Genomic DNA, 24,558 nt, shown 5'->3' on the forward strand with positions numbered 1-24,558 from the left:
GAAATGGCGAAACTCCGAAGATCCAAACGCGATTCTCCGGAACGATGCGGACATTCTGCCCTCTCAGGCATCGTTATTCAGACCTTCCCTAAGTCTACGGCGCTGCATAATGATCACTTCATGGCCTTGCGCTTTCTACCCAGCGTTAACTGTATATCAAATATATTTTTCACTGTTCACGCTGAGAAGGGAATAGGATTTGTATCTATTCGTCAGAATGACTGCGCGAGCGGCGCGGCCTCAAGCTCCAATGTTGTGGAAAAGCCGCTTGCGCCATTGACGGAGTGGGTAGTCTTCGCAACTAGCCAACGCTGCGAATCAATCTCAGGTTTGAACCCGCTGACCGTGACGCTTTGCTCCGGGAAAAGGTCCGCCCGCCCGATTGCCAGCGTGTAGTCGAACTTGGCCGTGCCACGCTTCACCCGCTCCAGCTCCGCGTGCGCATGCTGGCGTGCCGTTGCCTCGTCGGCATACGACTCGCGCAGGCGCTTTGCATTGTCGTCCGTACCCACCAGCACCGACTGCCGCCGCGCCTTGCCTTTGTCGACCCAGTACGCACGCACACCGCTGTAGGCGTCGCGGTCGGCCACCGAGTAGCGGTGTTGGTCGCCATCGCGGCGCGTCAGCGTGACCGTAGGTAGCGGCTTGCCGCTCGCCGTGGTGCCGGCGCCGATCTGCGCAAAGACCAACGTTCCAGCCTTGACCGTAGCGACCGCATCGAAACGCTGCCCCAGCCGCGTGAGCAAATTCATGTCGCTCTCGTTGGCCTGGTCGAGGTGCGGTAGCTTGGTCCGCGCCAATGCTTCAGCGACGCGCGGCGTCAGGCCATGTTCTACGGCCAGCGTGTTGAGCACGGCGCCCAGCGTCGTGTTGTGCCAGCTGCGCTCGCGACGTGTGCGCATGTCGGCGGTGAGGTCAGCGCTGCGCGTACGCACGGTGATGACATCCGGCGCGCCGCTGTACTCCACCTCATCCACGATGAAGGTGCCTTTTTCGACCAGGCCGGTGTCTTTCCAGCCCAGGGCTACGGACAGACGCACGCCACGTTTGGGCAGCGCCATCTTGCCGTCGTGGTCGTGGATGCGCAGATCCAGCTGGTCGGCTTCGCCGCCTCGGCATTCGGTGAGTGTGAGATCCAGCAGGCGCGGTGCGATGCGCTCGGTGAGGTCGACGCCATCGAGCACCACGCGCCACTGGGGAGTTGGGTAGCTCATGCGGCAGCTGCCTCCGGGGTGGTGTCGTCCGCGCGGCGCAGGCTCAGTTGGAACTCGATCCGGCGCGGGGTGCCGTCCTCGAAGAACAGCGAGGCGGTTTCGTTGATCGCCAGCAGCAGATACGGCCCGTAGACCACGCCCGCACCATCGACCAGTGGCAACGGCTCGCCATCGGCGGCCATAGTGCGCAGGGTGTCCAGCGAGGCACGTGTGCCCGTGAGTTCGGGGGCGATCAGACCAGACAGCTCGATGGTGTCATCGCCTGGACCCAGGAATTGGGTGGCCGCGCGCGCACCGACGCGCTCGCTGGTTGCGTGGCGCCAACTCATCTGCCGCTGCAGCTGCAGGAACGCGGCGCTGTCGAGCGCAAAGACGAACGTGCCGTAGGACATCATCATCGGAGTGGATCCTCAGTCGTCGCGCAGGCTGGAGCGGCGGGTGGCCGCTGTGCGCCGGTCGCGCTTTTCAAGTTGGCGGGCCACTTCGCGCGCCAGCGCAGTGGCATCCATGCCCGGTGCGGCATGGACGTGGATGACGTAGCTGTTGCCGCCTGCAGGCGCGCTGGCGGCGCGCGTCGGGGCCGACAGCGGCGCGCGGCTATCGATCGCCGTCACTGGCGCTGTGGCTGTCGCCAAGGCCAGGCCCGCGCCCACCGCACGCATGCGGGCACCGAGCGCGGTGACGGCCTGCACAGGCGCGCCCTGGCCGCGCTGCAGCCCGACGGTGAGGCCTTGCATGGTGAAGTCGCCCAGCTGGGCAAACACGCGCGAGGGGCTGTGGATGCCCAGCAGGCCCTTGAAGCGGTCGACCACGCCGGTGCCGACGCTGGCGATCGCGTCGCCGGCGGCGCCGAGCTTGGAGCGGATGCCCTGGACAAGGCCGCTGATCATGTCGGCGCCGGCCTGCAGCATCCGGGCCGGCCAGTTCGCCAGCTGCAAGTTGATGCCGGCCCACAGCTGCAGCAGCCCCTGGCGGATGCGATCGCCGTTGCCGGTGAACACGCCCACGATCAGCGACCAGGTGCCCTGGACGGTTTGCCACACGCCGCCGAGGATTTGCTTGATCACCGGCAGCACGAACACAAACGCCTTCACCAACCAGCCGATCGCCTTGACGGCCAGCTGCAGCTGGGTGACCAGCACCGCACCCAGGATCTGCCCGAAGCCGCGACCGGCGTCAGTTGCACCGTGCAACTGCGCGGTGGTGGCCTCGAAGGGCGTCAGCAGCTGCTTGACCCACGCCCAGGCCTGGCCCATTGCAGAGGCCACGGTGTCCCACACCGGCCCAAGCGGCGCGAGCGCGGCCTGCAGCTCGGCCAGCACCGGGGCGGCCACATCGACGATGCCTTGCCACACCCCGATGGCGAAGGCCTTGATCGGCCCCCAGTACTTCCACACCAGCAGCGCCACGGCGGCGACAGCCGCACCGATCGCCAGCACCGGCAGGCTGATGCCGCCGAGCAGTGGCAGTAGCAGGCGCGCGCCGTTGGCGAGCATCGGCAGCACACGGCCGCCGAACGACAGCACCTGGCGGATCAGCACGCCGAACCCACCGCCGCCACTGAGCAAGGCGACAGCGCCGTGGATCTGCGAGAACGCCATTGCAGCCACGCCGCCGGCCACCAGCAGCCCGCCTAGGATCGTGACCAGCGCGGCGGCGCCCACGGACACCTTGGCGATCGCACCCACCAGCACGGGATTGGCGCGGATCCACGTCGTTACCTGGCCGACCACCGCAGCGGTGCGCTCGGTCAGTTGCTTGAACTGCGGCAGCAGGGTCTGGCCGATCGATTGCGACACCACCACGGCGGTGTTTTTGAGCAGCTGCAGCGCGTTGGCCGAGGTGGCCACCCGCGCTGCGTACTCGGCCGACATCGAGCCGCCGTAGCGCTGCGCATCGGCGACCTTGGCGAAGTTGCCCTGCAGCAGTTCCAGATTGGTCAGCAGCGGCGCGATCGCACCGATCGACTCGCGCCCGAACAACTGCGTCATCGTCGCGGCCTGCTCGGCCTTGGGCAGTGCGCGCAGTTTCTGCAGCACCGACATGATCGCCCCGCCTGCGTCCTTCTGCATGACCTGGGCCATGTCGGTGGCCTTGATGCTGAGCTTGTCGAAGGCTGCGCGCTGGCTCTTGGTGGCCGACTCGCCCGAGGCCAGAGTGAGCAGCATGTTCTTGATGCCAGTGGCCGAGACTTCCGACTCGATGCCCATGCCCATGCCGGCGACGGTGGCGCCCAGCGCCGCGAGCGGGCCGCTCTGCAGGCCGGCCACCTCGCCCAGGGCACCAATGCGGTTCACCACCGCGCTGATCTTGTTGACGCCGGCCGGGCCGGTGTTGCCGAGATAGTTGATCTTGTCGGCCAGCACGACCACCTCGGCCTGGCCCATGCGAAAGGCCGTGCGCCAGGTCGCCATGGTCTGGCCGGCTTCTTCGGCGCTGCTGTCGAAGGCCACGCCCATCTTGGCGGCGTCCTCGGCGAAGCGGACCAGCTCCTGGCGCGGGATGGCCGCCTGGCCGGCAGCGGCGACGATCTTGGCGATCTCTGCGGGAAGCATCGGCAGGCGCATGGAGAGGTTCTCGACATCGCGGCCCATCTGCGCGAACTGCTGCGGCGTCTTGAAGTCAACGACCTTGCGCACGTCAGCCATGGCCGACTCGAACTCCATCGCATCGCTGATCGGCAGGACCGATGCGCGCAGTGCGCGCTGCCCGGCAAATGCCATGCCGGCGCCGTAAGCACTGGCCTGCAGGCCAGCGCTCTGGATGCGGGCGCTGCGACGCTGTGCGGTGTCGATCGCGGCCAGGCGCTGCTGCTGGGCGCTCATGCGTGACCAGCTCGCGCGTGCTGATCCCGGCCGTTTCCAGACGACCACGCAGCCGCTGCAGGCCGGCTTCCTGCGCGCCGTGTGCAGTCTTGAGTTCGCGTGCGGTGCGGACGGCGCGTTCGAACTCGGCATTCATGGCGGCCGTGGGCGTGCCGGCGGCCCTCATCTGCTGGGCGAGCGTGCGTACCGACTGCCGCTGCGCATCGAGCGCGGCTTTCGCACGTTGGCTCATCGCCACCTGTTCGCGATAGGCGCCGATGTCGCGGTGCTGGCTGTTGAGCTGGCGCAGCGCATCGCGCTGATTGCGCAGTGCAGTGGCAACGCCGCGGCTGCCACTCAACACGCGCCGGAACGGGCCGGTGGCGCGATCGACGGCGGCCAGGATGACCTGCAGGCGCAGATTGTCGGAGGCCGCCATTTAGGCGGCCTCGCGGGTCAGGGGGTGCAGCATCATTCGGCTCCGCTTCGCAGGCGGGCACGCTCGCGCCACGCCGTGAGTTCGTGCAGCGACCAGCCGTCCATTTCAGACGGCGGCCAGTGGAAGATGGCCGCGATGTCGGCCATCGCATCCTCTACGCAGTCGGGAAGTCCGCTTCCCTCTGCACCTTCGGCAAGAAAAAAATCTGCACCTCCTGGCCAACCGCCAGTAGGTCGGCCGGATCCATCGCATTGACGTCTGCAGTGGTCAGCGTGGGCGAAGAGATGCGCGGTAGCAGCGTTGCCAGCGCGGTGACATCCAGCTGCAGCACGTCGACGAGCTTGAGGCCGCGTAGCTCACCGGCGCCAGGCTTGCGCACCTTGAGGTCAGTGATGGTCTGCTCGCCGCGCACGATGGGCTGGTCGAGGGGAATGGCTGGGGAAAACGTCGGAGTCATCGGAAGGTCTCAAGGCAAAGGCCCGGCAGCGCCGGGCCGGAAGGGTCAGGCGCCGATAGCGCGGCGTTGGGCGGCGAGCAGATCCACGCCGTTGACGATCTCGGTCATGTTCACCAGATCGATCTCGATCACGGTGGCGCCGTTGATGGTCAGCTTGTAGTAACTGGCCGAGGTCTTCACCGAGAACTCGGTGTCATCGCCGGACTTAGCAGTGCCCGGATCGATCTCGCTGTGGCGGCCGCGCACGACCACCTCCACTGCGTCCACATCGCCGCTGTCATCGCGCTGATAGGCGCCGGCAAAGCGCAGCTGCACGGCGTTGTGAGTCGTGGCGCCGTATTGATTCAGCACGCCGCGCATCAGGCCGCCGCACTTCCATTCGAGCTCGATCTTCTCTTGACCGAAATCGATATCGACCGGGCCATTCATGCCGCCGCCACGGTATTCCTCCATCTTGCGCGACAGCGTGGGCAGCTTTACTTCGACGACTTGGCCGAGATAGCTCTCACCGTCGTTGAACAGGTTGAGCGCTTTGAGTTTCTTGGGCAACGCCATGGGGTTCTCCGGAAATCTAGGGCGGGTGCGTTACGCGTTGACGCGATCGGCGAAGTCGGCCAGGTAGCTGGTGGTGATCTTCTGGTACAGCTGCAGGTTCTCCAGCGGCGGCACCGGGGTGTAGTCGTAGTCGATGCGCAGCGCGCCATCGGCGAGCGTGGTGGCGCTGTTGACCGTGCCGTCGTACCAGGCATTGGCATCGATCAGGTAGCCGGACGACTTGAGGTCGCGGAACTTGGCGTTGATCGTTTCGAGCAGGTCTTTCACCAGCGAGGGATGCATCGGCTTGTCGACGTAGAACGCCACGCCCTCGGCGATGGTGTCGGCCAGGATCTGTGCGGTGCGCGTGGCCGTCTCGAACGCGAACATGCTGTCTTCGGCGCACGTGCGCGACCCCCAGAAGCGCTGACCGTTGAAGGTCACCAGCGTGGTGATGTCACCTTCGTTGAGGACGCCGGCATCGGTGGCTGGATCCTGCAGATCCCAGTGCACATCTTTGGAAATGCCGGTGACGCCGGACACGGGCACGTTGGACAGGCTCTTGTGCCAGCCTTGCTCGGTGTCGATCTTGGCGCGCAGGCCGAGCGCACGCGCTGTGGCATAGGCAGCCGTGGTGGTGCTGGTGGCGGTATCGAAGGCCAGGAAGTCCGGCCAGATCAGCATCAACTCGCGGTCGCTGAACTGGCCCCGGTAGGTGACCGCCTCGGCGACGGTGTCAGCGACCGGCCGCAAGTAGGCCATGGCGCGCAGCTTCTTGGCGATGGTCGCCAGCGCCTTGGCGACCGGGAGCGTGTCCAGGCCAGGCGCACCCAGGATGCGCGGGCGCACGCCCAGCTGCGCTTGCGCGGCCAGCAGCGCATACAGGCCGGTGTAGCCGCTGGACTTGGCCTCGCCGATGACGTTGCTCGATGTCTTGGCAGCATCTTCGCCTTCGGCCACACGCACGACGATGGTGACCGGGTTGGTCTGGTCGGCGATGCCCTGCAGCGTGGCGCGCAAGGTGCCGTTGGTACCGGCGCTGGTGATGGCGCCCAGCACGTCGGTGATCAGCACCGGCTTGTTGAGCGGAAAGACTTTCTCATCCGCATCGGCGGCCGTGGCGACCAGGCCGACGACAGCGGTGGAGACGGTGCGAATGGTGCGCGTGCCCGCGCTGACTTCGATGACGCGAACGCCGTGGTGGTAGGCAGTGGACATAGGTTCCTCGATCAGGACGAGCGGAAGCGGAGCGGGATGGTCAGGCGCGAGCGCGCATTGGCGGGGGCAACGTCAGTGCGCTGGCCCTCGATGGTCAGCACGAAGCTGCCAGGCGCATCGCCGATGACCAGGCCGACGCGGGTCAGCCGCAGGCGCGGCTCCCAGCGCATCAGCGCGGTGGCGGTGGCGCCGTAGAGCAGCGTGCGGGTGGCGCCGTTGAATGGCTGGTCGATCAGCTCCGGCAGCAGCGAGCCGAAGTCGCGGCGCTGCTCACGTGTGCCGATGGGTGTGGTGAGGATGCAGGCGATCGACTGGGCCAGGTGTTGCTCGCCCTCGATCACACGCCCGGTGGTGGCATCGACGCCGATCACTGCGGCCCACCGCTGAGCGCATTGCCGGCGGTCACGCCGGTGGTGGTGTGGTGCTTGAGGCTGATCCCGCCGCCCACCACGTCGGTGTCGACGGTAGCCGTACCGGTGATGCCTGCATCGCCATTGATCTGGGTGGCGCCGTTGACCGTCAGCGGACCGTTGAGCGTGATGCCGCCATCGGCGGTAATGGTCGCGGTGCCGCCGCTGGGCAACGTGGCCTGCAGCGCATGCGCCTCGGTGTCGTAGTGGATCTGCGCGCCATCGGCAAAGCGCAGCACGTGCAACGTGTCAGACGCTGCCGGCGCTGCAAATTGATCTGAGTACAGACCACGGAGCACCAGGCCATCGGCCAGGTCGCCGGCCGGCGATAGCACCACGACCTGTTCGCCGATTGCCGGCGCCGACCAGATGATGGTGGTGCCGGCCAGGGTGACCACCCAGGGTAGATAGTCGGTCAGCATCTCGCCGACCTGCACGCGGCAACGTGCAATCCGCATATCTACCTCGGCAACGGTGCCGAGGCGAATGGCGTTACTCAGTGCGGAGGATGCGTTGCCCATGCAGCCATGGTCGATGGCTGCACGCGATGACGCATCGCAGTTGATGCGTAAAGCGCAGGGCTACACAGCGGCCGTCTCGGGTGCCTGTGGCTGCACCGACCACGCCTGTACATCTTCGTCCCAGACTAGCGTGCCATCGACCGTCATCGGCGGCGCGACGGTGGTCAGTTGACCCGGCAACGCGATGCCGGCAGCCAGCCGTGGCGCGATCGCACCGGTAGCCTTCTCCCAGACCAGCGCGGCGCTGTAGTCCGGATCCGCACGCCAACTCGCGCGTGCCTCGTCCCAGACATTGCGCCGGTGATCACTGGGCAGAAAGGCGATCGGCTGCGAGGTGGTGTAACCCTGCGGCAGTGCATCGCCCAAGGCAAGCGTGTTGGCGATCGGGGCGGCGGTCTCGGTGCTGTAGAGCATCACGCCGCGATAGTCGGCCACCAGCTCCCACGTCCCCGAGAGCGGCGACAGGCGGTGGCGTTGATACAGCCCTGCAGGCGGCGCGGGCGCGTGGACAACCGTGTTGGGTGGCAGTGGATAGCGGCCTTCCAACTCGGACAGGTAAACCGTCACCGGGCCGGTGTATTCACCGGTGGCGGGATCAAAGGCGAAGGCAGTGCTGGTGCGCGGGAGAGGATTGGTCATGGTCGGTCTCAGTAGGCGATGCAATAGCTCATACGCAGGCCAGCGGGCAGGTTATCTGTGCCGCCCGCTGCGTTGACGGTGATGGTGTGTGCGTGGGCGCCTGCGCCACGGTGGTCCACCGCGTGCACGTGATTGCCGCCCTCAGCGATGCCGATCCCGTGGGTGTGGTTGCCGGAGCCGTTCATGCCAATGGCATGACCATGGCTGCCGGTAGCGTCGGTTGCGATGTTGTGGGCATGGTTGCCGCCTGCACCCGTCCACCCGTCTGAGGGCGATGCGTCGTTGTCGCGCTCCCGGTACACGCCGTAGCCATTGATGGTGCTAGATGGAATGACGCCGGGGTGTTGGTGGTCACCCGAAGCGCTCGTGCTGCCGCTGTGCGCGTGGTAGCCCTGTGCATCGGTCCAGGCGCCGTGTGCGTGGTCGCCGCCTGGATTGACGCTGGCGCCGTGTGCGTGGATGCCGGCTGCACCGAGTGCGGTGTAGTGCGCATGGTCGCCCACAGCGACCGAGCTGGCACCGTGCGTGTGGCTCAGCACCTGTCCAGTGCTGTGGACGCCAACGAACTGCGCGGAGTTGGTGTGAGTGACGGTGGTGCCTTCGCGCATCAGTGGCAGGTTGAAGGTGGTGCTGCCATCGCCCGCGCCATAGACGGTGCCGATGGCGGCGAAGAGCGCTGCGTATTTCGCTCGCGAGACTGCTGCACCATCGCAAAGCAGCAGGCCGGTCGGCGGATACAGCGTCGCCATCACCACGATCTGCCCTGGCAGCATGAACGATTGCGGCACATTGAGCATGTTGCGGAAATCGCGATACCACTCGCCCTGGCGTCCGTCCAGGGTGTCTGCGTCCAGACCATTGCCGTGACCGATGTCGCTCAGTGCTGCGGTGCGAATACCCAGCACATTGCGTGCGGCCGCAGCATTGGCACGCGACAGCAGTTGTTTGATGAATTCAGTGGGGCCAGCCTCTCCCAGTCGCTCATCGAATGCGGCAAGTAAGTTGGCCGGCGATAGCGCCCGGTCTTTGTCCACGCCAGCGATGGCTTGCGCATCGGTGGATAGACGCACCACACCTGGCACATCCACCGTCGCTGCTGGATCGGTGAAGTTGGTATCGCCGAAGGTGATCTGCGCGGTGTCCACGTCTGCCAGCACGACGTCGATCGCCAGCAGCACCGACGCGGCGCTGGACTTTTCCACCAGCAAGGCGGGTTGGCCGTAAGCGGCGAACAGCGTGCCATCGGCCAGGTACAGACCGAATCCGTAGCAGCTGTAGACCGCGTTGGATTCGTCGCGCACCGACACGTGGATCGTGTCCTTGGCGGTGACCGTGCCGCCGACGGTGGTCAGGCGCTTGATCTCGGACGGTAGCGCGGTGAGCGCGGCATTGGCATCGAACGCGGCGCTGGTCAGGCCGACAGCGGCGATGGTGACCGCTTGGGTGCCTGTCTGTTTGAGGTTGACCAGCGCCTGGCGACCGGCGGTGGTGATCTTGAGTTTGAGTCCTGGCATCTGTGCTCTCTAGCTCGCCTCGCCCTGCAGGCGCAGGAACAAGGTGGTTCTGCCGCGCGCAACGATGTTGAGTCGTGCCTCGGCCTGGAATCCTTGGGTGAACGTGAAATGCGAGCGCACGGGCTTTGTGCGCTCGACCTCGGCGATGACTTCTTCAACGAACCGGGCGCTGGCGCTTTGCCCATCGGCACCGGTCAGCGTCAGCGCCAGCTCGAAGGTGTGCGGCTGGCCGCGCGGCTCGGTCTGCCACCACTCGCGGATGGCCACCGCGCCGCCGAACGACTCGACCACCATCCGCACGCTGTTGGCGGTGCCCTTGCGGCGCTGGATTGCCATCGCGCTGCGCAGGCGCGAGCGCTTGACCGCATCGCTCCAGTCGGCCTTCCAATCGTCGACCGAGAGCGTCCAAGCGAGCCACGGCAGATGGCCGGCTGGGCACGTGTCAGGGTTCCACAGGTCCGGGTACGGCAGCGGGATCGCTTCCAGGCGCTGCGCGACGGCGGCCAGGGCGCGTTCCATCGGCGTGGCATTGGGTGGCAGCGGTGAATTACTCATCAATGCCGGCATGCACGATGTCGATGGCGGTGCAGTAGGCGGCCTGCCTGCGGCTGATCCGGATGTCGGCTGCCGGTGAGTCCAGCTCCACGCGCTGCACGCCATCGGCGAACAGCTTGGCCTTGATGGCTGACTCGGGGACGTCGCGGCCGATGCGGTGCGCCTCGGCGAGATAGGCCTGCAGGCTGCGCAGCGCCTCGCGCATGACCACCGCCGAGTCGGGGCCGGCGTAGGTGTAGACGCGCCCACGAATGGCGTATGGGACGATCTGCGCGCTCTGTACCGCGACCTCGTCGGTCAAGGGGCGCACGTCAGCGTCAGTGAGGACGGCAGCCACCGCGTCGAGCAGCGTCTGAGGGGCAGTGCCGTTGCCAGTACGCGACTGGACGGTCACCAGTACTTGCCCTGGTGCGGGGCTGGTAGCGCTGGCGTCCATGACATCGGCCGCCGCGCTGAGCGCGTGATAGATGTACGCGCCCTCGGGGCCAGCAACGCTGAAGCCCTCCGGCGCCAGCTGGATGCGGCGGCGGAAGTCCACGTCCGACTCATGGGTCGGCGCAATGCCATTCTCCGGCTGCCCCGGATCGAGCACCAGGCGCGTGACGCCGAACAACGCGCCCAAGTGATCGAGGTTGGTGCCGGTGGCGAAGGCCAGCATGGTCTGCTGCGCCTTGTCGTTGGCGCGCTGGCGGATCAGCAGCTCGCGGGCTGCAAATAGCTGCAGCAGCTTGTAGACCGGGTCGGCTTCGGTGAGTGCGGAAAACTCGGGCAGCAGCCTGCGAAATTGACTAAGCGCTTCAGCGAAGATTGATTCGAAGTTCAGTGCCTCAATTAGATCCGGAGCTTGGAGTTTAGATAGGTCTACCGCAGTGAAGGAGGCCATGAAGGTACCAGTTCGGGACCCGATTATTTTCAATCTCCTGCGGAGCAAAGCCTATCCTGTTGTTTAGTAAAATTCATTTTTACAAAGCCTGTCTGTCGGGTGTTATTTATTGCCTGGTTCGGGCGGGCGTATGATTTTCGATGTTAGTTAATATCAGCTTCAGGGCATACATTTTGAATTTTCTTTGCATATATGAATCCAAAAACGCGCACAAAGATAGTTTACAAAAGTTATAAATATATAAAACTTCAAATTTATTTGAAGCGATTGGTGAAGCTGCGCACAGTTTTATATCAAATCTTGAGGCCTAATTAAGTTGCAAATACTTGTGCATGACAGTTTTTGCAAAATATAAATATCAATTTATTAAGGGGTTTTATGCAAATTCGAACGAGATCTCATGCTAAATTTAGCCTGGGAAAATTGACTGCGGGAGTTATTCTAGTTGCTTCATTTGTAGGGGCTGGCTTCGCTTCTGCCGCTGAGCAAAATCTTGGAACTAGACCAGCTGGTGTCCCTGCTGACTACGTGGTAACGCCTTTTGGCTATTTTCCTCCTGCATGCGTTCAACGGATCCATGAGGGAGATCAGATGACCAGTGATGGCGGAATCCAGCGCGTCACTGGCTCTCTAGAGCAGCGGAAGATATGTAATCAAGATAACTTTACGCGTGATGGTGTGCGTGTGAGACCAGATGGGCGAACTCTGCAAGGAAGTCTTGCAAGGTCGAGTGAGAAGAACTCGCTGGCGCAGAATCACAAAGTAAAGCCCCCAACCATTTCTCAAAGTTGGTTGGCTTATGGAAGTTATGAAACTTCCAGCCCGATTGGACGAATTGTAGCAAGCTGGAAAGTTCCGCCAAATCCAAGGATTCGTTCTAACCAAACGATTTATTACTTTCCAGGCATGCAGGGAGAAACGATTCTTCAGCCTGTGCTGGGGTATCGGGCAGAATCTAATACTTGGGACCTAAGTAGCTGGAATTGCTGCAAAGATGGAACGGTGACAACGAGTGACTTTATTCCTGCGAAATCAGGCGATCAAATCGTTGGTGATACTTACTCTACCTGCGCGGCTGGTGTGGCATGTAACCGCTGGAATATTGATACCAAAAATATGACGACCGGTCGAAGCGTCAGATTGACGAGCGTGCCTTACGGTGATCCAAGTTTGATCGTAGGAGGGGCTTTGGAGGTCTACGATGTGAGTAGTTGCAACGAGCTGCCAGATGGAGGGATGCTGACGTTCAGCAATATCGCCGTCTATGATCGAGATATGGGTCGCGTCACTTCTCCACCTTGGGAGAGGAATGGGCCTGATCATTCGGGTCTTACTCCCCAATGCAATTATGACGTACGCACGACCGATACTTCTGTAACCGTTTTATATTTATAAATACTGCGGCCAGCGAGGAGATGTGAGTAGCTCCTCGCTGGCTATATTTTAGAGCGCTACTCGGAAAGATGATGCATGATCGCATCAGATGTGGCCCTGCGATCTTGAATTGCAAAGCCCACCAAGATGCGTTTTTCGTAAAGTATTTTCGGGCCACTTGGCCGGATTTGGTCTGTCCGCCCTTCTTGATGTACGCGCGCGATGCGCGACACGCGGCCCACGAATCCCACGCTCACCTGGTTAGGGCTGGCGCTGACCTTGAAGTACTTGGCCTGCCGCAGCTTGGCAAACATCTTGGCGCGTTTGACCCGCCCGGACTTGTCGCGCAGCTGCTGCTTTCGCGGTGCGTACGGTGAGCCGTCAGGTGCCTGCTGTTTACCGATGCGCTGGCTTTGCGAGCGCCGCAGTTCCGTTCCGATCTTGCGTGCCAGCGTGCGGCGCTCACCAGGCTGCAGGCGCGCCAGTAATGGCGCGGCCCAGTTCTCCAGCGCGGTCAGCTCATCCATGTCGTATCGATCACCGGCTCAGGCGCATGCGTCATGTCATAGCCGCCGCCATTTTTCGCCGTCACTACCACGCGTTCGGTCAGCGGCAACTTGATCGACAGATCCACCGCATCGTTGGCGAGGATGTCGGCCTCGAAGGCGATGTCGCCGCGCCGCGCCGGATTGGACAGCAGCTCGGACTGATTGACCTGCACCCACTCCAGCAGTGGCAGCATCACGCTGTCGGGGTGGCCGGCGTAGTCGGTCACGATCAGGTTGAGCGTGTATTGGTACTCGAACGATAGCCCCGGCTGGAACGTGCTGACCAGGCTGCCGGCGTCGATAAACACCAGCAGCCGGTCGGCATCGCGTGCTAGATCCGGCAAGGCCGCGACCAGATGCGCGCGCAGGCTGGCGGGCTTGATCACGGTGGTGCCGCCGGCAGATGCAGGTCGATCCAGTCCTGCAGCGCGCTCAGCTGCGCGGCGGTAGCGTGGCAGCGGGTGTAGTTGCCGGCGACGGTACCGGCAATCCCAGAGAGCGTAACGCCGGTGGCCGGCGCATCAGGATCTCCGGTGGGCGGCCCGGCAGGGTTGCCCGAGGCGGCGGCGTCGTGCAGCCGCACAAAACCAGCAGGGATAGCGCAAGCAGCGTCTGCTTTCTGGGTGACATAAATCGGGATCTCGCGGGTGATGGTGGCGCCGGCCTCGCGCACGATTTGCACGCGGTCGACGTACTGGGTGACAACGGTGGTGGAGCCTTTGGCGCTATCGCGTTCGGCCTCGGCCTGGTGCTTGGCCTGCAGTGCGGCATCGCGGTCTTTCTGGGCGGCACTAACGCGGTGTTCTTGCCACACGCAGCCGCCCACGAGCGCTGCGATCAGCACCACCAGGATGATCACGCGCGTGACCATCAGCTGACGCCCAGGATCTGCAGGGCGCGCTGCGTCCGGGTGACGCGATCGCTGTGGCCTTCCGGCAGGCGCTTGGCGCGCACGTTGCCCAGGTTGATCTTGCGGCCCAAGCCGAGCACATCGCCCGCATCGGCCAGCACGTTGAGGCCGTTGTCCTGCCAGTACGCAGCCGCACCCAATGCGCTCGGCTCGATCTGCAGCAGCAGATCCGGTTGCTCTTCCACCGGCAGGCCGATCAGCACGCCGATGCGGCGGTAGTTGCCCCGGAAGGTGTGTTGCATCGGCCCACGGCCCCGGTGGCGATAGCCATCGCCGCTGGCTTCGTTGCCGTTGCCCAAGCGATCGGCGTAGACGAAGTTGGCCAGGCCCACCGCATTGCGCAGGAACTTGGGCGCTTGTGCTGGGGTGATGCGTGCACCGAACACCTCCAGCAAGCGGGCGCTGGTGGTGTAGTGCAAGCCTTCTTCCATGCGCGACAGACTCAGGCTCTCGTGGCCGACCTGGCCGAGCCAGTGCGCAGCGCGGCGCTTGGTGGTGATGCCAAACCGATTGGCGGCGGTGAGCAGTGGGCCATGCCAGCGCTGGGCGCGCTGTGGCGAGCACTGCATGATCGAGGCGAGCTGGGTATCGGTGAACATCAATCGACCTTCAGGATGCGCGCCACATTGCCCTGGGCGCGGTAGGTGAGCACTGCCAGCACGGTCAACGTGCCCAGGTGCCAGGGACTGACCTGCGAGCCGGCGCCCGCAAGCAAGATGTGCAGCGCCTGGCCGCCGGTGCTGGCGATCAGCAGCCAAGCGCACCAGCCCGCGCCGCGTCGGTGGCGGGCATCGGCGGGACGGTGGTAGGTGAGCAGGCGGACGCAGATGGCGAGCGAGGCCATCAACGTCAGGACGGTGACCAGGCTATGCACTGGGCGGACCTCCACGACGTAGGAAGGAAAAGTCGAGCGACTTGCTCTTTTCGATCAGGCCCAGCGTGACGGTGATGGCGCACGCTGCGCTGGCAAAGGCGGCCACGCCGCTGGACTTGATGGGCAGCCAGCGCAGCAGCTCCGGCGCCAGCTGGTAACCGGCAATCACGCTCACCGGGAAATAGATCAATCGCGCCAACAGCGGCTGCTTGGCGGCGGACACCACGAACAGCGCGCCGCCAGCGAAGGCGCCGATCAGCGCATCGCCGTCGATGCCAGGCAGCACCGAGGCAAGGCCCACACCGGTGGCGATCAGAAAGCCGCTCGATACGGAGGTGGGTTCGGTCATCAGGTCAGTCCCATAGCTGCACAAGCGGCGTCATCGCCGCCGTGGTGGTGGTTACCTCGGGCAACTCCACCGGCGTGCCATGCGGTAGCACGGCGCCCAGTTCGGCCAGGCCGGGATTGAGGAGATAGGTGCGCTCGACTAGGCCGGCCGTGCTGCCCAAGTGGCGCCAGCACAGCAGGTCGACGGTGTCGCCTTGTTGGGCATGCACGCGCATCAGATGAGCTCCACCGTGCTGCGCGGCAGGTTCTGCAGATCACGCACGGCCCAGCGCTGGTCGCGGCGCAATTCGGTGATGCTCGGTGACAAGTCATCGGCGCGTTGGTTCGCGCTGTCGGTGGCGTCGAAGCTGCGGTAGCGCTCTGCCACCTCGACAGCGGTCGCACACGCCACCGCACGCAGATACAGCTGCACGCGACGCGATAGGCCATCCACGGTGGTGCTGGGAACATCAGCTAACGCGGCCCAGCCGGCGGCCTGCTGCGCCTGCGCCCACGCACCCAGCTCATCGTTCACCGCGAGCATTGCGGCGACGATCGCGTGGCGCAGACGCGCATCGGTGACGGTGCCATCCAGGCGCATGCGCGCGCGCACGGTGGCCGGTGCGATCGCCGGCCAGAACGGCGCGTTGGCGATCGCATCAGGTGTGGCGCTGGTGGTGCCGGTGGCCGTGAATCCGCTCATGGATGGCTCGGAAGAGATCGCCGGTGGTCGGGGCGTCACCGCAGCGAACAACTGCTTTGGATCGGCCCCGAGCCGGCGAGGGTTGCGGGGACGCTCGGTTATGCGCTGGTGCCCGCAGGCTCAGCGCTGAACTTCTTCAGGAGACGCTCGGCGCGCTCCAAATCCTTCTTGCCGCCACAGCTGCCATGCAGGGCGATGGCGCGCTGCAGGTCGGCCACGGCAGCGGCCACGATGGGCTGCGCCTGGTCGGCGGGCGTCTCATCGGTGATGCCGGCCAGGCATGCACGTGCGAGTGCCAGGTGCAGCTTGGCGCGCACCTCATCGGGCATGTCCTGCTCGGCGGTCAGTGCAGCGGTGTCGGCCAGCACGGCCGCATCGAACACCTGGCCGGTCTTCTGCGCCGACAACGCCGCCTCGGCGATCTCTTCGGCCAGCACGCAGCCCACGGTGCGGGTGAAGCGGTCTGGCATCTGCAGCTGGTGCTTGAGCACATAGGCGCCCAGCTCCAAGGCGCCGGCATAGTCGCCGGCATCGATGCGCCACACCATGCACGTGGTGACGATCTCGTCCTGCGCGCCCTGGCCGCCGGCCAGCACGCCGGCCAGGTACGGCACGTAGGCAGGCAGCAGCTGCACCTTGAGCGCAGCCTTGCCCTGGTCGGACTGGATCTGCTTCAAGCGCAGGCGATCGCTCTGCAGCTGCGCCATGTGCTGTTCGTAGGCAGTGGCACCGGCCATCAGCTGGTGCGGTGCACGTTGCGCGGCTTCCAACTCGGCCAGCACGCGGCTGTGGTGACGCTTGGCGGGACTGTCGGCCATGGCTTAGGCTTCGATCTCGATGTGTTCGACCACGCAGCCCAGGCCGTAGTCCTCGACCACGTAGGCATCGTTGGAAGACTCGTAGTTCTCGATGCGATCGCGTTCTGGCGCTTCCTTGATGTAACGGCGCCGGCCGCCGGTCTGGTAGTAGATCGAGAGGTTCGCAAGCGAAGTCACCATCAGCGCGCCGTCCGGCAGGTACGGCACCTCGGCCACCTGCAGGCCGCCGACGCGGCGCTGGCTCAAGATCAAGTCGGTGGCGATCTTCTCGCTGGCCGGCTGGTCCTTGTTGACCATCGGGAAATACTTGTCGTGCATCAGATCGCGGCCCAGCACCACCACCAGGCTCGGGTCCTTGCGGTGCCACGGGTCCAGCAGGTTGCTCACGACGTCGTACACCAGCGCGTCGAGGTTGCCGTAGTCGGCAGCGGCGCCGCCGATCACGACCTTGCCGGCCGCCTTGCCGCTCGCCAACACGCGCTGGGCAGCGTTGGTGCGGTACTGCTGCAGCCAACCGATGTTGACGTCTTCCAGCAGCGGGAACGCAGCACGGTCGGTGTCGGCAGCGGCGTGCGTGCCGTTGAAGCCGATCTGCAGACGGTCCAGCGCCTGGCGCTTGACGATGGCATCGCGCAGGCGCGCCTGGAAGTCGGGGAACTTGGCCCAGGCATCGAGCAATGCATACGGGATGGCAGTGTCGAAGTCGGTCTTCTTGGCGAGGTACTCGTTCTTGTCGAGCGCGGCCACGTTGCGCGGGGTGCGGGTCTTGCCGGCGCCGGTATCGGTGCGGCTGGCGATGCTACCGGTGACGCCGATGCCCACTTTCTGACCGGACAATTCGTCCACCGGGATGATGTTGATCTTGGACAGGAACTCGCTCGATTCCTGCATGCGTGTTTCCAGCTTCTGCTGCACGGTAGGATCGACGGTGAAGGAGTGGGACGGGTTGGTGATGCCATTGAGCTTGGCGATCTGCTCGGCGAACTGGTTGAACTGCAGGCGGGTGGCGTTTTGCATGGTGGCTCCGAAGGTGGTGCGCTGGCGGCGTGTGCGTTGGGTGGTGTGGGATCAGCAGTCGGTCAGCACGGCAGCGCCGCTGCCGGTGACGACCGGGCGTGCGGGCTGTGCCGGATCCGGCTGCTGCGACAGCGACTCGCGCAGCTGTGCCAGGTCGTTTGCCAGCTGTGTGTGCTCGCCCTGCAGGCGGTTGAAACGCTCGTCTTGGCCGCGCACGTGCTCGGCGATCTGTTCGATGCCTTCGCCGAGGTCTGCGAACTGCTCGGCGGTGATGCTGGTGGCGTCTTCACTCTTGAGGGCGGTGCGGATCCGGCTCAACAGACTGGCGACCGGACCTTCGCTGACCTCGCTGAATTCCAGCGCGGTCTCCTCGGCAACGGTGAACAGGTTGCCCGGTGACTGCTTCCGGTCGGTGAGCGGATTGGCGTCGGGGTGTTGGCTGGCGAAGGTAAGCATCGAAGTGCCCAGGCTGGCCGGTGAATCGGTCACTGCCAGGCCAACCAGATACGCCTTGCCGGTGTTGGCGAACTTCTCCTGCACCTCGATGCTGGTGTAGAGCTTCTGCTTGGCCTTGTTGATGGTGATCAGGTCGGTGGTCGGCTCGATCTGGGCGAACAGCGCCAGGCGCTTGGTGCCATCGATCTCCACTTCTTCCGCCTTGACGGCGGTGACATCGCCATAGGCGCGGAACGGCGAGTCCGGCAGCAGGCTGCGCATGTGCTCGATCCAGATGCGGGCGTTGTAGGTCTCGCGGTTGTAGGTGGCGGCCATGTCGTCGATCCAGCTGCGCTGAATCGTGCGGCCATCGGTGGTGGCGCCTTCGACGGCCACGCGGAACCAGTTGGAACGGAACTTCTTGGTCTTGCCCGACATGGGTGTCCTCTGCGCTGGATGCGTTTGCGATGCGATGGATGCATGGTCAAACGCGGCGCACAGCGCAGCAACGAAAGCGCCATGTAAACCAGGCGATTACGTGTCGATACGCTGTCGAGAATAGAAGGAGCGCTTCACCCTGGTGGCATGCAAAGCGTTGCCACCCAGCTCCCGATGGACACCCGCAGACAGGCCAAATTCCTGTACTGGATGGGATGGCGCGTGACCGAAATTGCGCAGGCCATCGGCGAGAACGAGAAGACTGTACACAGCTGGAAGTCGCGTGACGAGTGGGATCGCGCAGACAACGTGGAGCGCATCGGTGGCGCTCTCGAAGCGCGCCTAGTTGTGCTGATCATGAAGCCGGAAAAATCCGGCGGCGACTTCAAGGAAATTGATCTGCTGCATCGGCAGTTGGAGCGCCAGGCGCGCATCCAGCGCTACCAGGGCGGCGGCAACGAAGCCGATCTAAATCCGGCCGTTGCCAACCGCAACGCCGCGCCGAAGAAGAAGCCCAAGCGCAACGATTTCACCGAAGACCAGGTCGAACAGCTGACCACCGCGTTCGTCGACGGCTGCTTCGACTACCAGCGCGATTGGTACCGCGCCGGCAACGAGCGCACGCGCATCATCCTCAAATCGCGTCAGATCGGTGCCACGTTCTACTTCGCACGCGAGGCGCTGATCGATGCACTCACCACGGGGCGCAATCAGATTTTCTTGAGCGCCTCCAAGGCGCAGGCGCATCTGTTCCGTGGCTACATGCAGCAGTTCGTGCGCGAGACGATCGACGAGACGCTCTCCGGCGGCGACAGCATCGTGTTCCCCAACGGCGCCGAGTTGTTCTTCCTGGGCACCAATGCGCGCACCGCGCAGGGCTACCACGGCAATTTCTACTTCGACGAATTCTTCTGGACCTACGGGTTCAACGAATTGAACAAGGTCGCCAGCGGCATGGCGATGCACAAGAAGTGGCGCAAGACCTACTTCAGCACGCCATCGAGCATGGCGCATGAGGCGTACACGTTCTGGACCGGCGAGCGCCGCAACAAGGGCAAGCCGGCCGCGCAGCGGATCCAGATCGATGTCTCGCACGATGCGCTGGCCGGTGGCCGTCGCTGCCAGGACCGCGCATGGCGGCAGATCGTCAACATCCTCGACGCCCAGCGCCGTGGCTGCGATCTGTTCGACATCGACGAGCTGCGCGAGGAATACAGCCCGGACGCCTTCGCCAACCTGTTGATGTGCGAGTTCGTCGACGACGGCGCCAGCATCTTCCCGCTGGCGATGCTGCAGCCGTGCATGGTCGACAGCTGGGTCGAGTGGGGCCAGGACTACAAACCGTTCGCCGCGCGCCCCTATGGCGATCGCGCGGTGTGGATTGGCTACGACCCGGCCGAGAGCGGCGACACCGCCGGCCTGGTCGTGCTGGCGCCACCGCAGCAGCCGGGCGGCAAGTTCCGGCTGCTGGAGCGGATCCAGTTCCGGGGCATGGACTTTGCCAAGCAGGCTGCCGAAATCGAGCGCATCACGCGCCGCTACTGGGTGACCTATATCGGCATCGACACCACCGGCATGGGCAGTGGCGTAGCGCAGCTGGTAAAGCAGTTCTTCCCGAATCTGGTCACCTTCAGCTACTCGCTCGAGGTCAAAACGCGCCTGGTACTCAAGGCGTTCGACGTGATCCACAACGGCCGGCTGGAATTCGACGCCGGCTGGACCGACGTCGCCCAGTCGTTGATGGCCATCCGCAAGACGATGACGGCCAGCGGACGGCAGTCCACCTTCACCGCCGGCCGCTCGGAAGAAACCGGGCACGCCGATCTGGCGTGGGCGCTCTTCCACGCGCTGCAGAACGAACCGCTGGAAGGGCGCACCGCGCGCAACTCCGGCTTCATGGAGATCTCTTGATGTTGACCGACCAGCTGCCCGCCACCGCGCCTGCAGCGCCCACGCGTGCCGAGGCTTTCACCTTTGGCGACCCGACACCGGTGCTTGATGGGCGCGGGGTGCTGGACTATCTGGAGTGCTGGCAGAACGGGCGCTGGTACGAACCGCCGGTGGCGCTGGATGGCCTGTCCAAGACCACCCGCAGCAATCCGTTCCTTCAGTCCGGGCTGATCTTCAAGCGCAACATGCTGGCGCGCACCTTCAAGCCGCACCGGCTGCTGAGCCGCGAGGCTTTCGAGCAGTTGTCGCTGGACTGGATCACCCTGGGCAATGGCTACCTCGAACGTCGCCGTAACCGCCTGGGCAATGCGCTGTCGTTGGCGGCGCCGTTGTCCAAATACATGCGGCGTGGCATCACCGAGGGCGAGTATTTCCAAGTGCGCACCTGGCACGACGAGCATGTGTTCGAGCCGGGCAGCGTGTTCCAGCTGCGCGAAGCCGATGTCGATCAGGAACTCTATGGCCTGCCCGAATGGATGCCGGCGATGCAGTCGGCGCTGCTCAACGAGTCGGCCACGCTGTTCCGCCGCAAGTACTACAACAATGGCTCGCACGCCGGTTTCATCCTGTATCTGACTGACCCCCAGCAGAGCCAGGAAGATGTCGACGCGCTGCGCAGTGCCATGAAGGGCGCCAAAGGGCCGGGCAATTTCCGCAATCTGTTCCTGTACTCGCCAGGCGGCAACAAGGACGGCTTGAAGCTGATCCCGGTCAGCGAAGTGGCGGCCAAGGATGAGTTCAGCGGCATCAAGGGCATTACCCGCGACGACATGTTGGCCGCGCTGCGCATCCCGCCGCAACTCATGGGCATCGTGCCGCAGAACGCTGGCGGTTTCGGCTCGATCCGCGAGGCCGCTGCCGTGTGGGCCGCCAACGAGCTCGAACCGCTGCAAGCGCGCATGTTGAAGATCAACGACTGGGTGGGCGATGAGGTCATTGCCTTCACCCCCTACGCGCCGCTGGCGGCCGCGTAATCCTTTCCCCCTGCAAGACCACACAATGCTCAAGAACCTCCGTTGTGGCGACTGCGCCCGCCTGCTGTGCAAGGCCGGCGCCTTCGATGAAATCCAGATCAAGTGCCCGCGTTGCGGCACGCTCAATCACCTGAAGGCCGAGAGCCTCACCTCCGATCGCCGCGAGCGAATCCAAAAAGGCTCTCACCATGAAAAACCAGCTCCTGCAGGGCGACGCCCTGATCATCCTGCCCACGCTCGAGGCGAATTCGTTCGACGCGCTGATCACTGATCCGCCTTATGCCAGCGGCGGCCTCACTGCTGCGGCACGGGCCAAGCCGCCATCGGAGAAGTACGTCCAAGGCGGTGGCGCGCAACTGCATGCCGACTTTGTCGGCGACGAACGCGACCAGCGCTCGCACTTGAAGTGGATGCATCTGTGGTTGTCCGAGTGCGCGCGCGTGCTCAAGGACGGCGCGCCGGTGCTGCTGTTCACCGACTGGCGGCAGCTGCCGCTGACCACCGACGCGCTGCAGATTGCCGGCTTTACCTGGCGCGGCATCACGGTTTGGGACAAGACCGAAGGCGTGCGCCCGCAACTGGGCCGCTTCCGCAACCAGGCCGAATATATCGTGTGGGGCAGCAAGGGCAGTATGCCACTGGACCGCCGCGCGCCGGTGCTGCCGGGTGTTATCCGTGAGTCGGTGCGTAAGGCCGACAAGCACCACCTGACCGGCAAGCCGACCGAGTTGATGCGCCAGTTGGTACGCATCTGCGAGGCTGGTGGTCGAATTCTTGACCCATTCGCCGGAAGCGGAACGACCCTGGTGGCGGCGCAGATGGAGGGTTACTGCTTCACAGGTATGGAAATGACTTCGCTTTACGCTGATGTTGCAAGGGCGCGGCTTAGAAACTGAGAGCCGTGCAGGCGGTCGCTGGACGCCCAATAGCAAAGCGCCGCACGGAGGCGGCGCCTTACTATCTGAAGAAGTAACCAGAACCCACTCGGAGTGCTGATGGCACAGGCCGATGTGCTGAACGCTGACCTGTGCCACTCCATTCGGCAGGCGTCAACCGCTTGCCTCAGCCGTCGGCCGGTGCCAGTTCCCACCCAGCGTTTTCGCCACTCGGAGAAAGCGGGTTGTCGTCGCCGGCAGCGGTAGGCAGATCGGCCGGAGCGAGGGTGTAGCTATAAAGCTCGTGCAGCACCTGTTGCATCGGCGTGTAGTAGACGATCGAACGGCCCTCAGGTTCACCGGAGGAAATGATCCCGACTAGATGCCGGTCATAGGTGACGACGGGTCCGCCGGAGTCGCCGTTGTCAATGCTATTGAGCTCGGACGAGTGGGCCGTACTGATGTGCTCATAAGCCGGTCTCCAAATTCCCGGGACGAGCGAGAAGCCTTGCCATACGCAGCGGACGCCAGTGCGCCATCCGCTTGTGCAGAACTGCCCATCCGGTGCGTTCGACCACCCGGTAACAGCAAGCCGTGCCTCCCGCCCGGCGCGCGGCATGAAGACCTGGTTGTTCGCCCGAGGAGTGTAGGACTGGATTGGATTGCAGAACGCCACGCTACGGTGTGAGGCGCAGTACAGCACCGCCGCCTGATCCGGCTGGGGCGATACCCGCACAAGCTCAATGTCCGAGGTGGCCGATTGCCACACCACATTGCCGATGGAAGCGATACCCACGTGGATGCTCGCGTACAACGGTGCACAGTGCTTGGCTAGTACGATCCATCGCGTTGCACGTTGGTAAGGCGTCAGTCTGTGAAAGATGCTCGTGGGCACCAGTACCGCGCCTACGGTGCATGACCCAAAGGGAACGCTGACTTTTGAGCCGGAGATAACCGGGAGGACTGCGCGATCGGGATTTCGAGGCGCAACGATGCCGGGAGTTTGAGCGGTGGCGACAGAGGATGCAAGGATGGTTGCAATGCCAATTGCCAGGGCTGCCGCATGCTTTTGCAGCAATAGATTCTTCATCAGGTATCGAGTTTTCTCAGGGGTGTCGGGATTGGGAAAGTGGTAGTACGCGAGTCCCATGCGCGAACTTTGGATAGGTGGCGTCCTTGCAGTAGCAGGATCGAAACGGTGCCCGATATCGCCATCCTTGTTGCCGCCAACGCACAAGATGATCGGCATTCCCAGCCTTCACTTCTTGGTCGTTGTTCTAAGCAGCCCATCATCTGCGTCATCGCCTGCACCGCGCTGCTCGCCTACGAACTGTGGGGTCGTGCAACGAAGGCGGCGACTGGTGCGACGTCGGCTTCGGCAGCAACGCGGCAAGTACCGCACTGTCACAATTGATGCAGCGATGATCAAGTTGGGGCGAGGCTGCGATGTGGCCGCTGTGCGTTCAGTGCCTGCTTGCGGGCATCGTCTACCTACAGGAGCTCAGCAACACCTGGGCATCCGCGACCTAGCTGTAAGGCTCCAAGGTGTTTGTTGCCCTCTGAACCAGCACAGTAAGCTGACGTACGCTCTCAGCAGTGCGTATCTGCGAATCAGATGTGTGCGTGCTCGATCCGTGTGCCGAGGCGCACCACTTTGGTGGTGACTCAACTGGTAGGCTTGGAGACGGTCGGCATCAAGATGACCGATCAATATGCCGCCGTTACCCGCGACCGGTTGACCGCCCTTTAATCGAAGCCACCGAGCCGTCCCGCGTGGCGGCTCGGTTCTTATTGCGGGGTGGACGGGCGCAAAGTGATCGCCCGATATTGCCCGCGATCACCGTAGCGCGTTCCTTTCTTCTCCAGCTCTGCGCACAGCCTGTCTTCGCCACATGGAATCAGATTGGCGCGCACGACCCGGTCCAGATAGGCGATTTCCGCCTTGCGCTTCTCGGCTTCCGCGATGGCCGCCTTCGTGCTGTAGGCCGCGTAGCCGGCGACGATCACGCTCATGACACCCGCCACCAGCAGGGCAATCGATGCGATCCACATGCGCCGCGTTGCCGTTGTTTCCAGAGAGTGCTGCGCGTGGACGTAGCGCTGGGTGGCCTGCTGGACCGCCTGCTC

Annotated in this window: 29 protein-coding genes and 2 pseudogenes; 5 read left to right on the plus strand and 26 right to left on the minus strand. The window is 64.0% G+C overall.

Translation table 11 applies throughout. From position 1 onward, the window contains the following. Nucleotides 1-212: 212 nt before the first annotated feature. From XdyCFBP7245_RS21465 to XdyCFBP7245_RS21525, 13 genes and pseudogenes are all read right to left on the minus strand, one after another. Nucleotides 213-1,214, minus strand: coding sequence for a phage late control D family protein (locus tag XdyCFBP7245_RS21465; RefSeq protein WP_104617417.1), 1,002 nt, complete (start codon nt 1,212-1,214; stop codon nt 213-215). Next, nucleotides 1,211-1,612: a phage tail protein gene (locus tag XdyCFBP7245_RS21470; protein ID WP_104617418.1), complete on the minus strand. Its 402-nt coding sequence runs from the start codon at nt 1,610-1,612 to the stop codon at nt 1,211-1,213. The genes XdyCFBP7245_RS21465 and XdyCFBP7245_RS21470 overlap by 4 nt, the downstream gene beginning before the upstream one ends. A gap of 12 nt (nt 1,613-1,624) precedes the next feature. Beyond that, nucleotides 1,625-4,457: pseudogene (locus tag XdyCFBP7245_RS21475) on the minus strand (phage tail tape measure protein). Between the two features lie 32 nt (nt 4,458-4,489). Beyond that, nucleotides 4,490-4,603 (minus strand): GpE family phage tail protein, encoded by a 114-nt coding sequence (locus XdyCFBP7245_RS21480; protein ID WP_005922203.1) that lies wholly within the window; start codon nt 4,601-4,603, stop codon nt 4,490-4,492. Between the two features lie 8 nt (nt 4,604-4,611). Beyond that, nucleotides 4,612-4,914: a phage tail assembly protein gene (locus tag XdyCFBP7245_RS21485; RefSeq protein WP_104617419.1), complete on the minus strand. Its 303-nt coding sequence runs from the start codon at nt 4,912-4,914 to the stop codon at nt 4,612-4,614. A 45-nt stretch (nt 4,915-4,959) separates the two neighbouring features. Then, on the minus strand, nt 4,960-5,469 hold the full coding sequence (locus XdyCFBP7245_RS21490; RefSeq protein WP_104617420.1) for a phage major tail tube protein: 510 nt from the start codon (nt 5,467-5,469) through the stop codon (nt 4,960-4,962). A 30-nt stretch (nt 5,470-5,499) separates the two neighbouring features. Next, nucleotides 5,500-6,666 carry a phage tail sheath protein gene (locus XdyCFBP7245_RS21495; protein ID WP_104617421.1) on the minus strand — a complete coding sequence of 389 codons (1,167 nt, stop codon included), beginning with the start codon at nt 6,664-6,666 and terminating at the stop codon, nt 5,500-5,502. A gap of 11 nt (nt 6,667-6,677) precedes the next feature. After that, on the minus strand, nt 6,678-7,037 hold the full coding sequence (locus tag XdyCFBP7245_RS21500; RefSeq protein WP_104617422.1) for a GPW/gp25 family protein: 360 nt from the start codon (nt 7,035-7,037) through the stop codon (nt 6,678-6,680). Continuing rightward, entirely contained in the window at nt 7,034-7,597 is a 564-nt protein-coding gene (locus XdyCFBP7245_RS21505; protein WP_104617423.1) for a phage baseplate assembly protein V, read from the minus strand. The genes XdyCFBP7245_RS21500 and XdyCFBP7245_RS21505 overlap by 4 nt, the downstream gene beginning before the upstream one ends. A gap of 60 nt (nt 7,598-7,657) precedes the next feature. Continuing rightward, the gene (locus tag XdyCFBP7245_RS21510) at nt 7,658-8,236 is read right to left on the minus strand and encodes a phage tail protein (protein WP_104617424.1); all 579 of its coding nucleotides are present in this window, start codon (nt 8,234-8,236) and stop codon (nt 7,658-7,660) included. 8 nt (nt 8,237-8,244) lie between these two features. Then, nucleotides 8,245-9,750, minus strand: coding sequence for a phage tail protein (locus XdyCFBP7245_RS21515; RefSeq protein WP_104617425.1), 1,506 nt, complete (start codon nt 9,748-9,750; stop codon nt 8,245-8,247). A gap of 9 nt (nt 9,751-9,759) precedes the next feature. Next, nucleotides 9,760-10,305, minus strand: coding sequence for a phage tail protein I (locus XdyCFBP7245_RS21520; protein ID WP_104617441.1), 546 nt, complete (start codon nt 10,303-10,305; stop codon nt 9,760-9,762). Then, nucleotides 10,298-11,188, minus strand: coding sequence for a baseplate assembly protein (locus tag XdyCFBP7245_RS21525; RefSeq protein WP_104617426.1), 891 nt, complete (start codon nt 11,186-11,188; stop codon nt 10,298-10,300). The genes XdyCFBP7245_RS21520 and XdyCFBP7245_RS21525 overlap by 8 nt, the downstream gene beginning before the upstream one ends. A gap of 342 nt (nt 11,189-11,530) precedes the next feature. On the opposite strand from XdyCFBP7245_RS21525, the gene XdyCFBP7245_RS21530 reads away from it, so the two are divergent. Then, complete coding sequence (locus XdyCFBP7245_RS21530; protein ID WP_244907885.1) at nt 11,531-12,583, plus strand: hypothetical protein; 1,053 nt, start codon at nt 11,531-11,533, stop codon at nt 12,581-12,583. A 56-nt stretch (nt 12,584-12,639) separates the two neighbouring features. On the opposite strand, the gene XdyCFBP7245_RS21535 is transcribed toward XdyCFBP7245_RS21530, so the two are convergent. The 11 genes from XdyCFBP7245_RS21535 to XdyCFBP7245_RS21585 all read right to left on the minus strand — a co-directional run bounded on the left by XdyCFBP7245_RS21535 (nt 12,640) and on the right by XdyCFBP7245_RS21585 (nt 18,632). After that, entirely contained in the window at nt 12,640-13,089 is a 450-nt protein-coding gene (locus XdyCFBP7245_RS21535) for a phage virion morphogenesis protein (protein ID WP_104617428.1), read from the minus strand. Then, the gene (locus XdyCFBP7245_RS21540; protein ID WP_104617429.1) at nt 13,077-13,496 is read right to left on the minus strand and encodes a phage tail protein; all 420 of its coding nucleotides are present in this window, start codon (nt 13,494-13,496) and stop codon (nt 13,077-13,079) included. The genes XdyCFBP7245_RS21535 and XdyCFBP7245_RS21540 overlap by 13 nt, the downstream gene beginning before the upstream one ends. After that, nucleotides 13,493-13,981 carry a hypothetical protein gene (locus XdyCFBP7245_RS21545; protein WP_104617430.1) on the minus strand — a complete coding sequence of 163 codons (489 nt, stop codon included), beginning with the start codon at nt 13,979-13,981 and terminating at the stop codon, nt 13,493-13,495. Before XdyCFBP7245_RS21545 ends, XdyCFBP7245_RS21540 begins: the two co-directional genes overlap by 4 nt. Continuing rightward, a complete protein-coding gene (locus tag XdyCFBP7245_RS21550; RefSeq protein ID WP_170068743.1) occupies nt 13,981-14,619 on the minus strand; it encodes a glycoside hydrolase family 19 protein in 639 nt (212 codons plus the stop codon). The genes XdyCFBP7245_RS21545 and XdyCFBP7245_RS21550 overlap by 1 nt, the downstream gene beginning before the upstream one ends. Then, complete coding sequence (locus XdyCFBP7245_RS21555; RefSeq protein ID WP_055821119.1) at nt 14,619-14,894, minus strand: phage holin family protein; 276 nt, start codon at nt 14,892-14,894, stop codon at nt 14,619-14,621. The genes XdyCFBP7245_RS21550 and XdyCFBP7245_RS21555 overlap by 1 nt, the downstream gene beginning before the upstream one ends. Further along, nucleotides 14,887-15,243, minus strand: coding sequence for a phage holin family protein (locus tag XdyCFBP7245_RS21560; protein ID WP_039410542.1), 357 nt, complete (start codon nt 15,241-15,243; stop codon nt 14,887-14,889). The genes XdyCFBP7245_RS21555 and XdyCFBP7245_RS21560 overlap by 8 nt, the downstream gene beginning before the upstream one ends. Before the next feature lie 4 nt (nt 15,244-15,247). Beyond that, complete coding sequence (locus XdyCFBP7245_RS21565) at nt 15,248-15,457, minus strand: tail protein X (protein WP_104617432.1); 210 nt, start codon at nt 15,455-15,457, stop codon at nt 15,248-15,250. Next, complete coding sequence (locus XdyCFBP7245_RS21570; protein WP_104617433.1) at nt 15,457-15,924, minus strand: head completion/stabilization protein; 468 nt, start codon at nt 15,922-15,924, stop codon at nt 15,457-15,459. The genes XdyCFBP7245_RS21565 and XdyCFBP7245_RS21570 overlap by 1 nt, the downstream gene beginning before the upstream one ends. 98 nt (nt 15,925-16,022) lie before the next feature. Beyond that, a complete protein-coding gene (gene gpM, locus XdyCFBP7245_RS21575) occupies nt 16,023-16,742 on the minus strand; it encodes a phage terminase small subunit (RefSeq protein ID WP_104617434.1) in 720 nt (239 codons plus the stop codon). A gap of 3 nt (nt 16,743-16,745) precedes the next feature. Next, entirely contained in the window at nt 16,746-17,759 is a 1,014-nt protein-coding gene (locus tag XdyCFBP7245_RS21580) for a phage major capsid protein, P2 family (protein WP_104617435.1), read from the minus strand. A 51-nt stretch (nt 17,760-17,810) separates the two neighbouring features. Further along, complete coding sequence (locus tag XdyCFBP7245_RS21585; RefSeq protein ID WP_104617436.1) at nt 17,811-18,632, minus strand: GPO family capsid scaffolding protein; 822 nt, start codon at nt 18,630-18,632, stop codon at nt 17,811-17,813. A gap of 147 nt (nt 18,633-18,779) precedes the next feature. Between XdyCFBP7245_RS21585 and XdyCFBP7245_RS21590 the strand changes: the two genes are divergently transcribed. From XdyCFBP7245_RS21590 to XdyCFBP7245_RS21605, 4 genes are read left to right on the plus strand one after another with little or no spacing between them, the layout of a single operon-like run. Further along, on the plus strand, nt 18,780-20,543 hold the full coding sequence (locus XdyCFBP7245_RS21590) for a terminase ATPase subunit family protein (protein WP_104617437.1): 1,764 nt from the start codon (nt 18,780-18,782) through the stop codon (nt 20,541-20,543). Further along, nucleotides 20,543-21,556 carry a phage portal protein gene (locus XdyCFBP7245_RS21595; protein ID WP_104617438.1) on the plus strand — a complete coding sequence of 338 codons (1,014 nt, stop codon included), beginning with the start codon at nt 20,543-20,545 and terminating at the stop codon, nt 21,554-21,556. Before XdyCFBP7245_RS21590 ends, XdyCFBP7245_RS21595 begins: the two co-directional genes overlap by 1 nt. Before the next feature lie 25 nt (nt 21,557-21,581). Continuing rightward, nucleotides 21,582-21,827 carry a Com family DNA-binding transcriptional regulator gene (locus XdyCFBP7245_RS21600; protein ID WP_104617439.1) on the plus strand — a complete coding sequence of 82 codons (246 nt, stop codon included), beginning with the start codon at nt 21,582-21,584 and terminating at the stop codon, nt 21,825-21,827. Next, a complete protein-coding gene (locus XdyCFBP7245_RS21605) occupies nt 21,745-22,452 on the plus strand; it encodes a DNA-methyltransferase (RefSeq protein ID WP_104617440.1) in 708 nt (235 codons plus the stop codon). Before XdyCFBP7245_RS21600 ends, XdyCFBP7245_RS21605 begins: the two co-directional genes overlap by 83 nt. A 166-nt stretch (nt 22,453-22,618) precedes the next feature. Here the strand turns inward: XdyCFBP7245_RS21605 and XdyCFBP7245_RS21610 are convergent, their stop codons facing one another. Both XdyCFBP7245_RS21610 and XdyCFBP7245_RS21620 read right to left on the minus strand, forming a co-directional pair. Further along, nucleotides 22,619-23,680 (minus strand): trypsin-like serine protease, encoded by a 1,062-nt coding sequence (locus XdyCFBP7245_RS21610; RefSeq protein WP_244907886.1) that lies wholly within the window; start codon nt 23,678-23,680, stop codon nt 22,619-22,621. 539 nt (nt 23,681-24,219) lie between these two features. Further along, a pseudogene (locus XdyCFBP7245_RS21620) lies at nt 24,220-24,558 on the minus strand (hypothetical protein); the annotation flags it as partial.

The organism is Xanthomonas dyei (genome assembly GCF_002939865.1).
Lineage (GTDB): Bacteria > Pseudomonadota > Gammaproteobacteria > Xanthomonadales > Xanthomonadaceae > Xanthomonas > Xanthomonas dyei.

What these genes read in the sequence shown, in the direction of transcription:
- gpM (WP_104617434.1), bottom strand. Translation starts at nt 16,742, where the DNA reads ATGGCCGACAGTCCCGCCAAGCGTCACCACAGCCGCGTGCTGGCCGAG.
- XdyCFBP7245_RS21560 (WP_039410542.1), bottom strand. Translation starts at nt 15,243, where the DNA reads ATGACCGAACCCACCTCCGTATCGAGCGGCTTTCTGATCGCCACCGGT.
- XdyCFBP7245_RS21510 (WP_104617424.1), bottom strand. Translation starts at nt 8,236, where the DNA reads ATGACCAATCCTCTCCCGCGCACCAGCACTGCCTTCGCCTTTGATCCC.
- XdyCFBP7245_RS21580 (WP_104617435.1), bottom strand. Translation starts at nt 17,759, where the DNA reads ATGCAAAACGCCACCCGCCTGCAGTTCAACCAGTTCGCCGAGCAGATC.
- XdyCFBP7245_RS21570 (WP_104617433.1), bottom strand. Translation starts at nt 15,924, where the DNA reads ATGAGCGGATTCACGGCCACCGGCACCACCAGCGCCACACCTGATGCG.
- XdyCFBP7245_RS21595 (WP_104617438.1), top strand. Translation starts at nt 20,543, where the DNA reads ATGTTGACCGACCAGCTGCCCGCCACCGCGCCTGCAGCGCCCACGCGT.
- XdyCFBP7245_RS21520 (WP_104617441.1), bottom strand. Translation starts at nt 10,305, where the DNA reads ATGAGTAATTCACCGCTGCCACCCAATGCCACGCCGATGGAACGCGCC.
- XdyCFBP7245_RS21525 (WP_104617426.1), bottom strand. Translation starts at nt 11,188, where the DNA reads ATGGCCTCCTTCACTGCGGTAGACCTATCTAAACTCCAAGCTCCGGAT.
- XdyCFBP7245_RS21545 (WP_104617430.1), bottom strand. Translation starts at nt 13,981, where the DNA reads ATGGTCACGCGCGTGATCATCCTGGTGGTGCTGATCGCAGCGCTCGTG.
- XdyCFBP7245_RS21610 (WP_244907886.1), bottom strand. Translation starts at nt 23,680, where the DNA reads ATGCCGATCATCTTGTGCGTTGGCGGCAACAAGGATGGCGATATCGGG.
- XdyCFBP7245_RS21465 (WP_104617417.1), bottom strand. Translation starts at nt 1,214, where the DNA reads ATGAGCTACCCAACTCCCCAGTGGCGCGTGGTGCTCGATGGCGTCGAC.
- XdyCFBP7245_RS21490 (WP_104617420.1), bottom strand. Translation starts at nt 5,469, where the DNA reads ATGGCGTTGCCCAAGAAACTCAAAGCGCTCAACCTGTTCAACGACGGT.
- XdyCFBP7245_RS21495 (WP_104617421.1), bottom strand. Translation starts at nt 6,666, where the DNA reads ATGTCCACTGCCTACCACCACGGCGTTCGCGTCATCGAAGTCAGCGCG.
- XdyCFBP7245_RS21535 (WP_104617428.1), bottom strand. Translation starts at nt 13,089, where the DNA reads ATGGATGAGCTGACCGCGCTGGAGAACTGGGCCGCGCCATTACTGGCG.
- XdyCFBP7245_RS21505 (WP_104617423.1), bottom strand. Translation starts at nt 7,597, where the DNA reads ATGGGCAACGCATCCTCCGCACTGAGTAACGCCATTCGCCTCGGCACC.
- XdyCFBP7245_RS21480 (WP_005922203.1), bottom strand. Translation starts at nt 4,603, where the DNA reads ATGGCCGACATCGCGGCCATCTTCCACTGGCCGCCGTCTGAAATGGAC.
- XdyCFBP7245_RS21485 (WP_104617419.1), bottom strand. Translation starts at nt 4,914, where the DNA reads ATGACTCCGACGTTTTCCCCAGCCATTCCCCTCGACCAGCCCATCGTG.
- XdyCFBP7245_RS21470 (WP_104617418.1), bottom strand. Translation starts at nt 1,612, where the DNA reads ATGATGATGTCCTACGGCACGTTCGTCTTTGCGCTCGACAGCGCCGCG.
- XdyCFBP7245_RS21605 (WP_104617440.1), top strand. Translation starts at nt 21,745, where the DNA reads ATGAAAAACCAGCTCCTGCAGGGCGACGCCCTGATCATCCTGCCCACG.
- XdyCFBP7245_RS21550 (WP_170068743.1), bottom strand. Translation starts at nt 14,619, where the DNA reads ATGTTCACCGATACCCAGCTCGCCTCGATCATGCAGTGCTCGCCACAG.
- XdyCFBP7245_RS21565 (WP_104617432.1), bottom strand. Translation starts at nt 15,457, where the DNA reads ATGCGCGTGCATGCCCAACAAGGCGACACCGTCGACCTGCTGTGCTGG.
- XdyCFBP7245_RS21600 (WP_104617439.1), top strand. Translation starts at nt 21,582, where the DNA reads ATGCTCAAGAACCTCCGTTGTGGCGACTGCGCCCGCCTGCTGTGCAAG.
- XdyCFBP7245_RS21515 (WP_104617425.1), bottom strand. Translation starts at nt 9,750, where the DNA reads ATGCCAGGACTCAAACTCAAGATCACCACCGCCGGTCGCCAGGCGCTG.
- XdyCFBP7245_RS21585 (WP_104617436.1), bottom strand. Translation starts at nt 18,632, where the DNA reads ATGTCGGGCAAGACCAAGAAGTTCCGTTCCAACTGGTTCCGCGTGGCC.
- XdyCFBP7245_RS21590 (WP_104617437.1), top strand. Translation starts at nt 18,780, where the DNA reads ATGCAAAGCGTTGCCACCCAGCTCCCGATGGACACCCGCAGACAGGCC.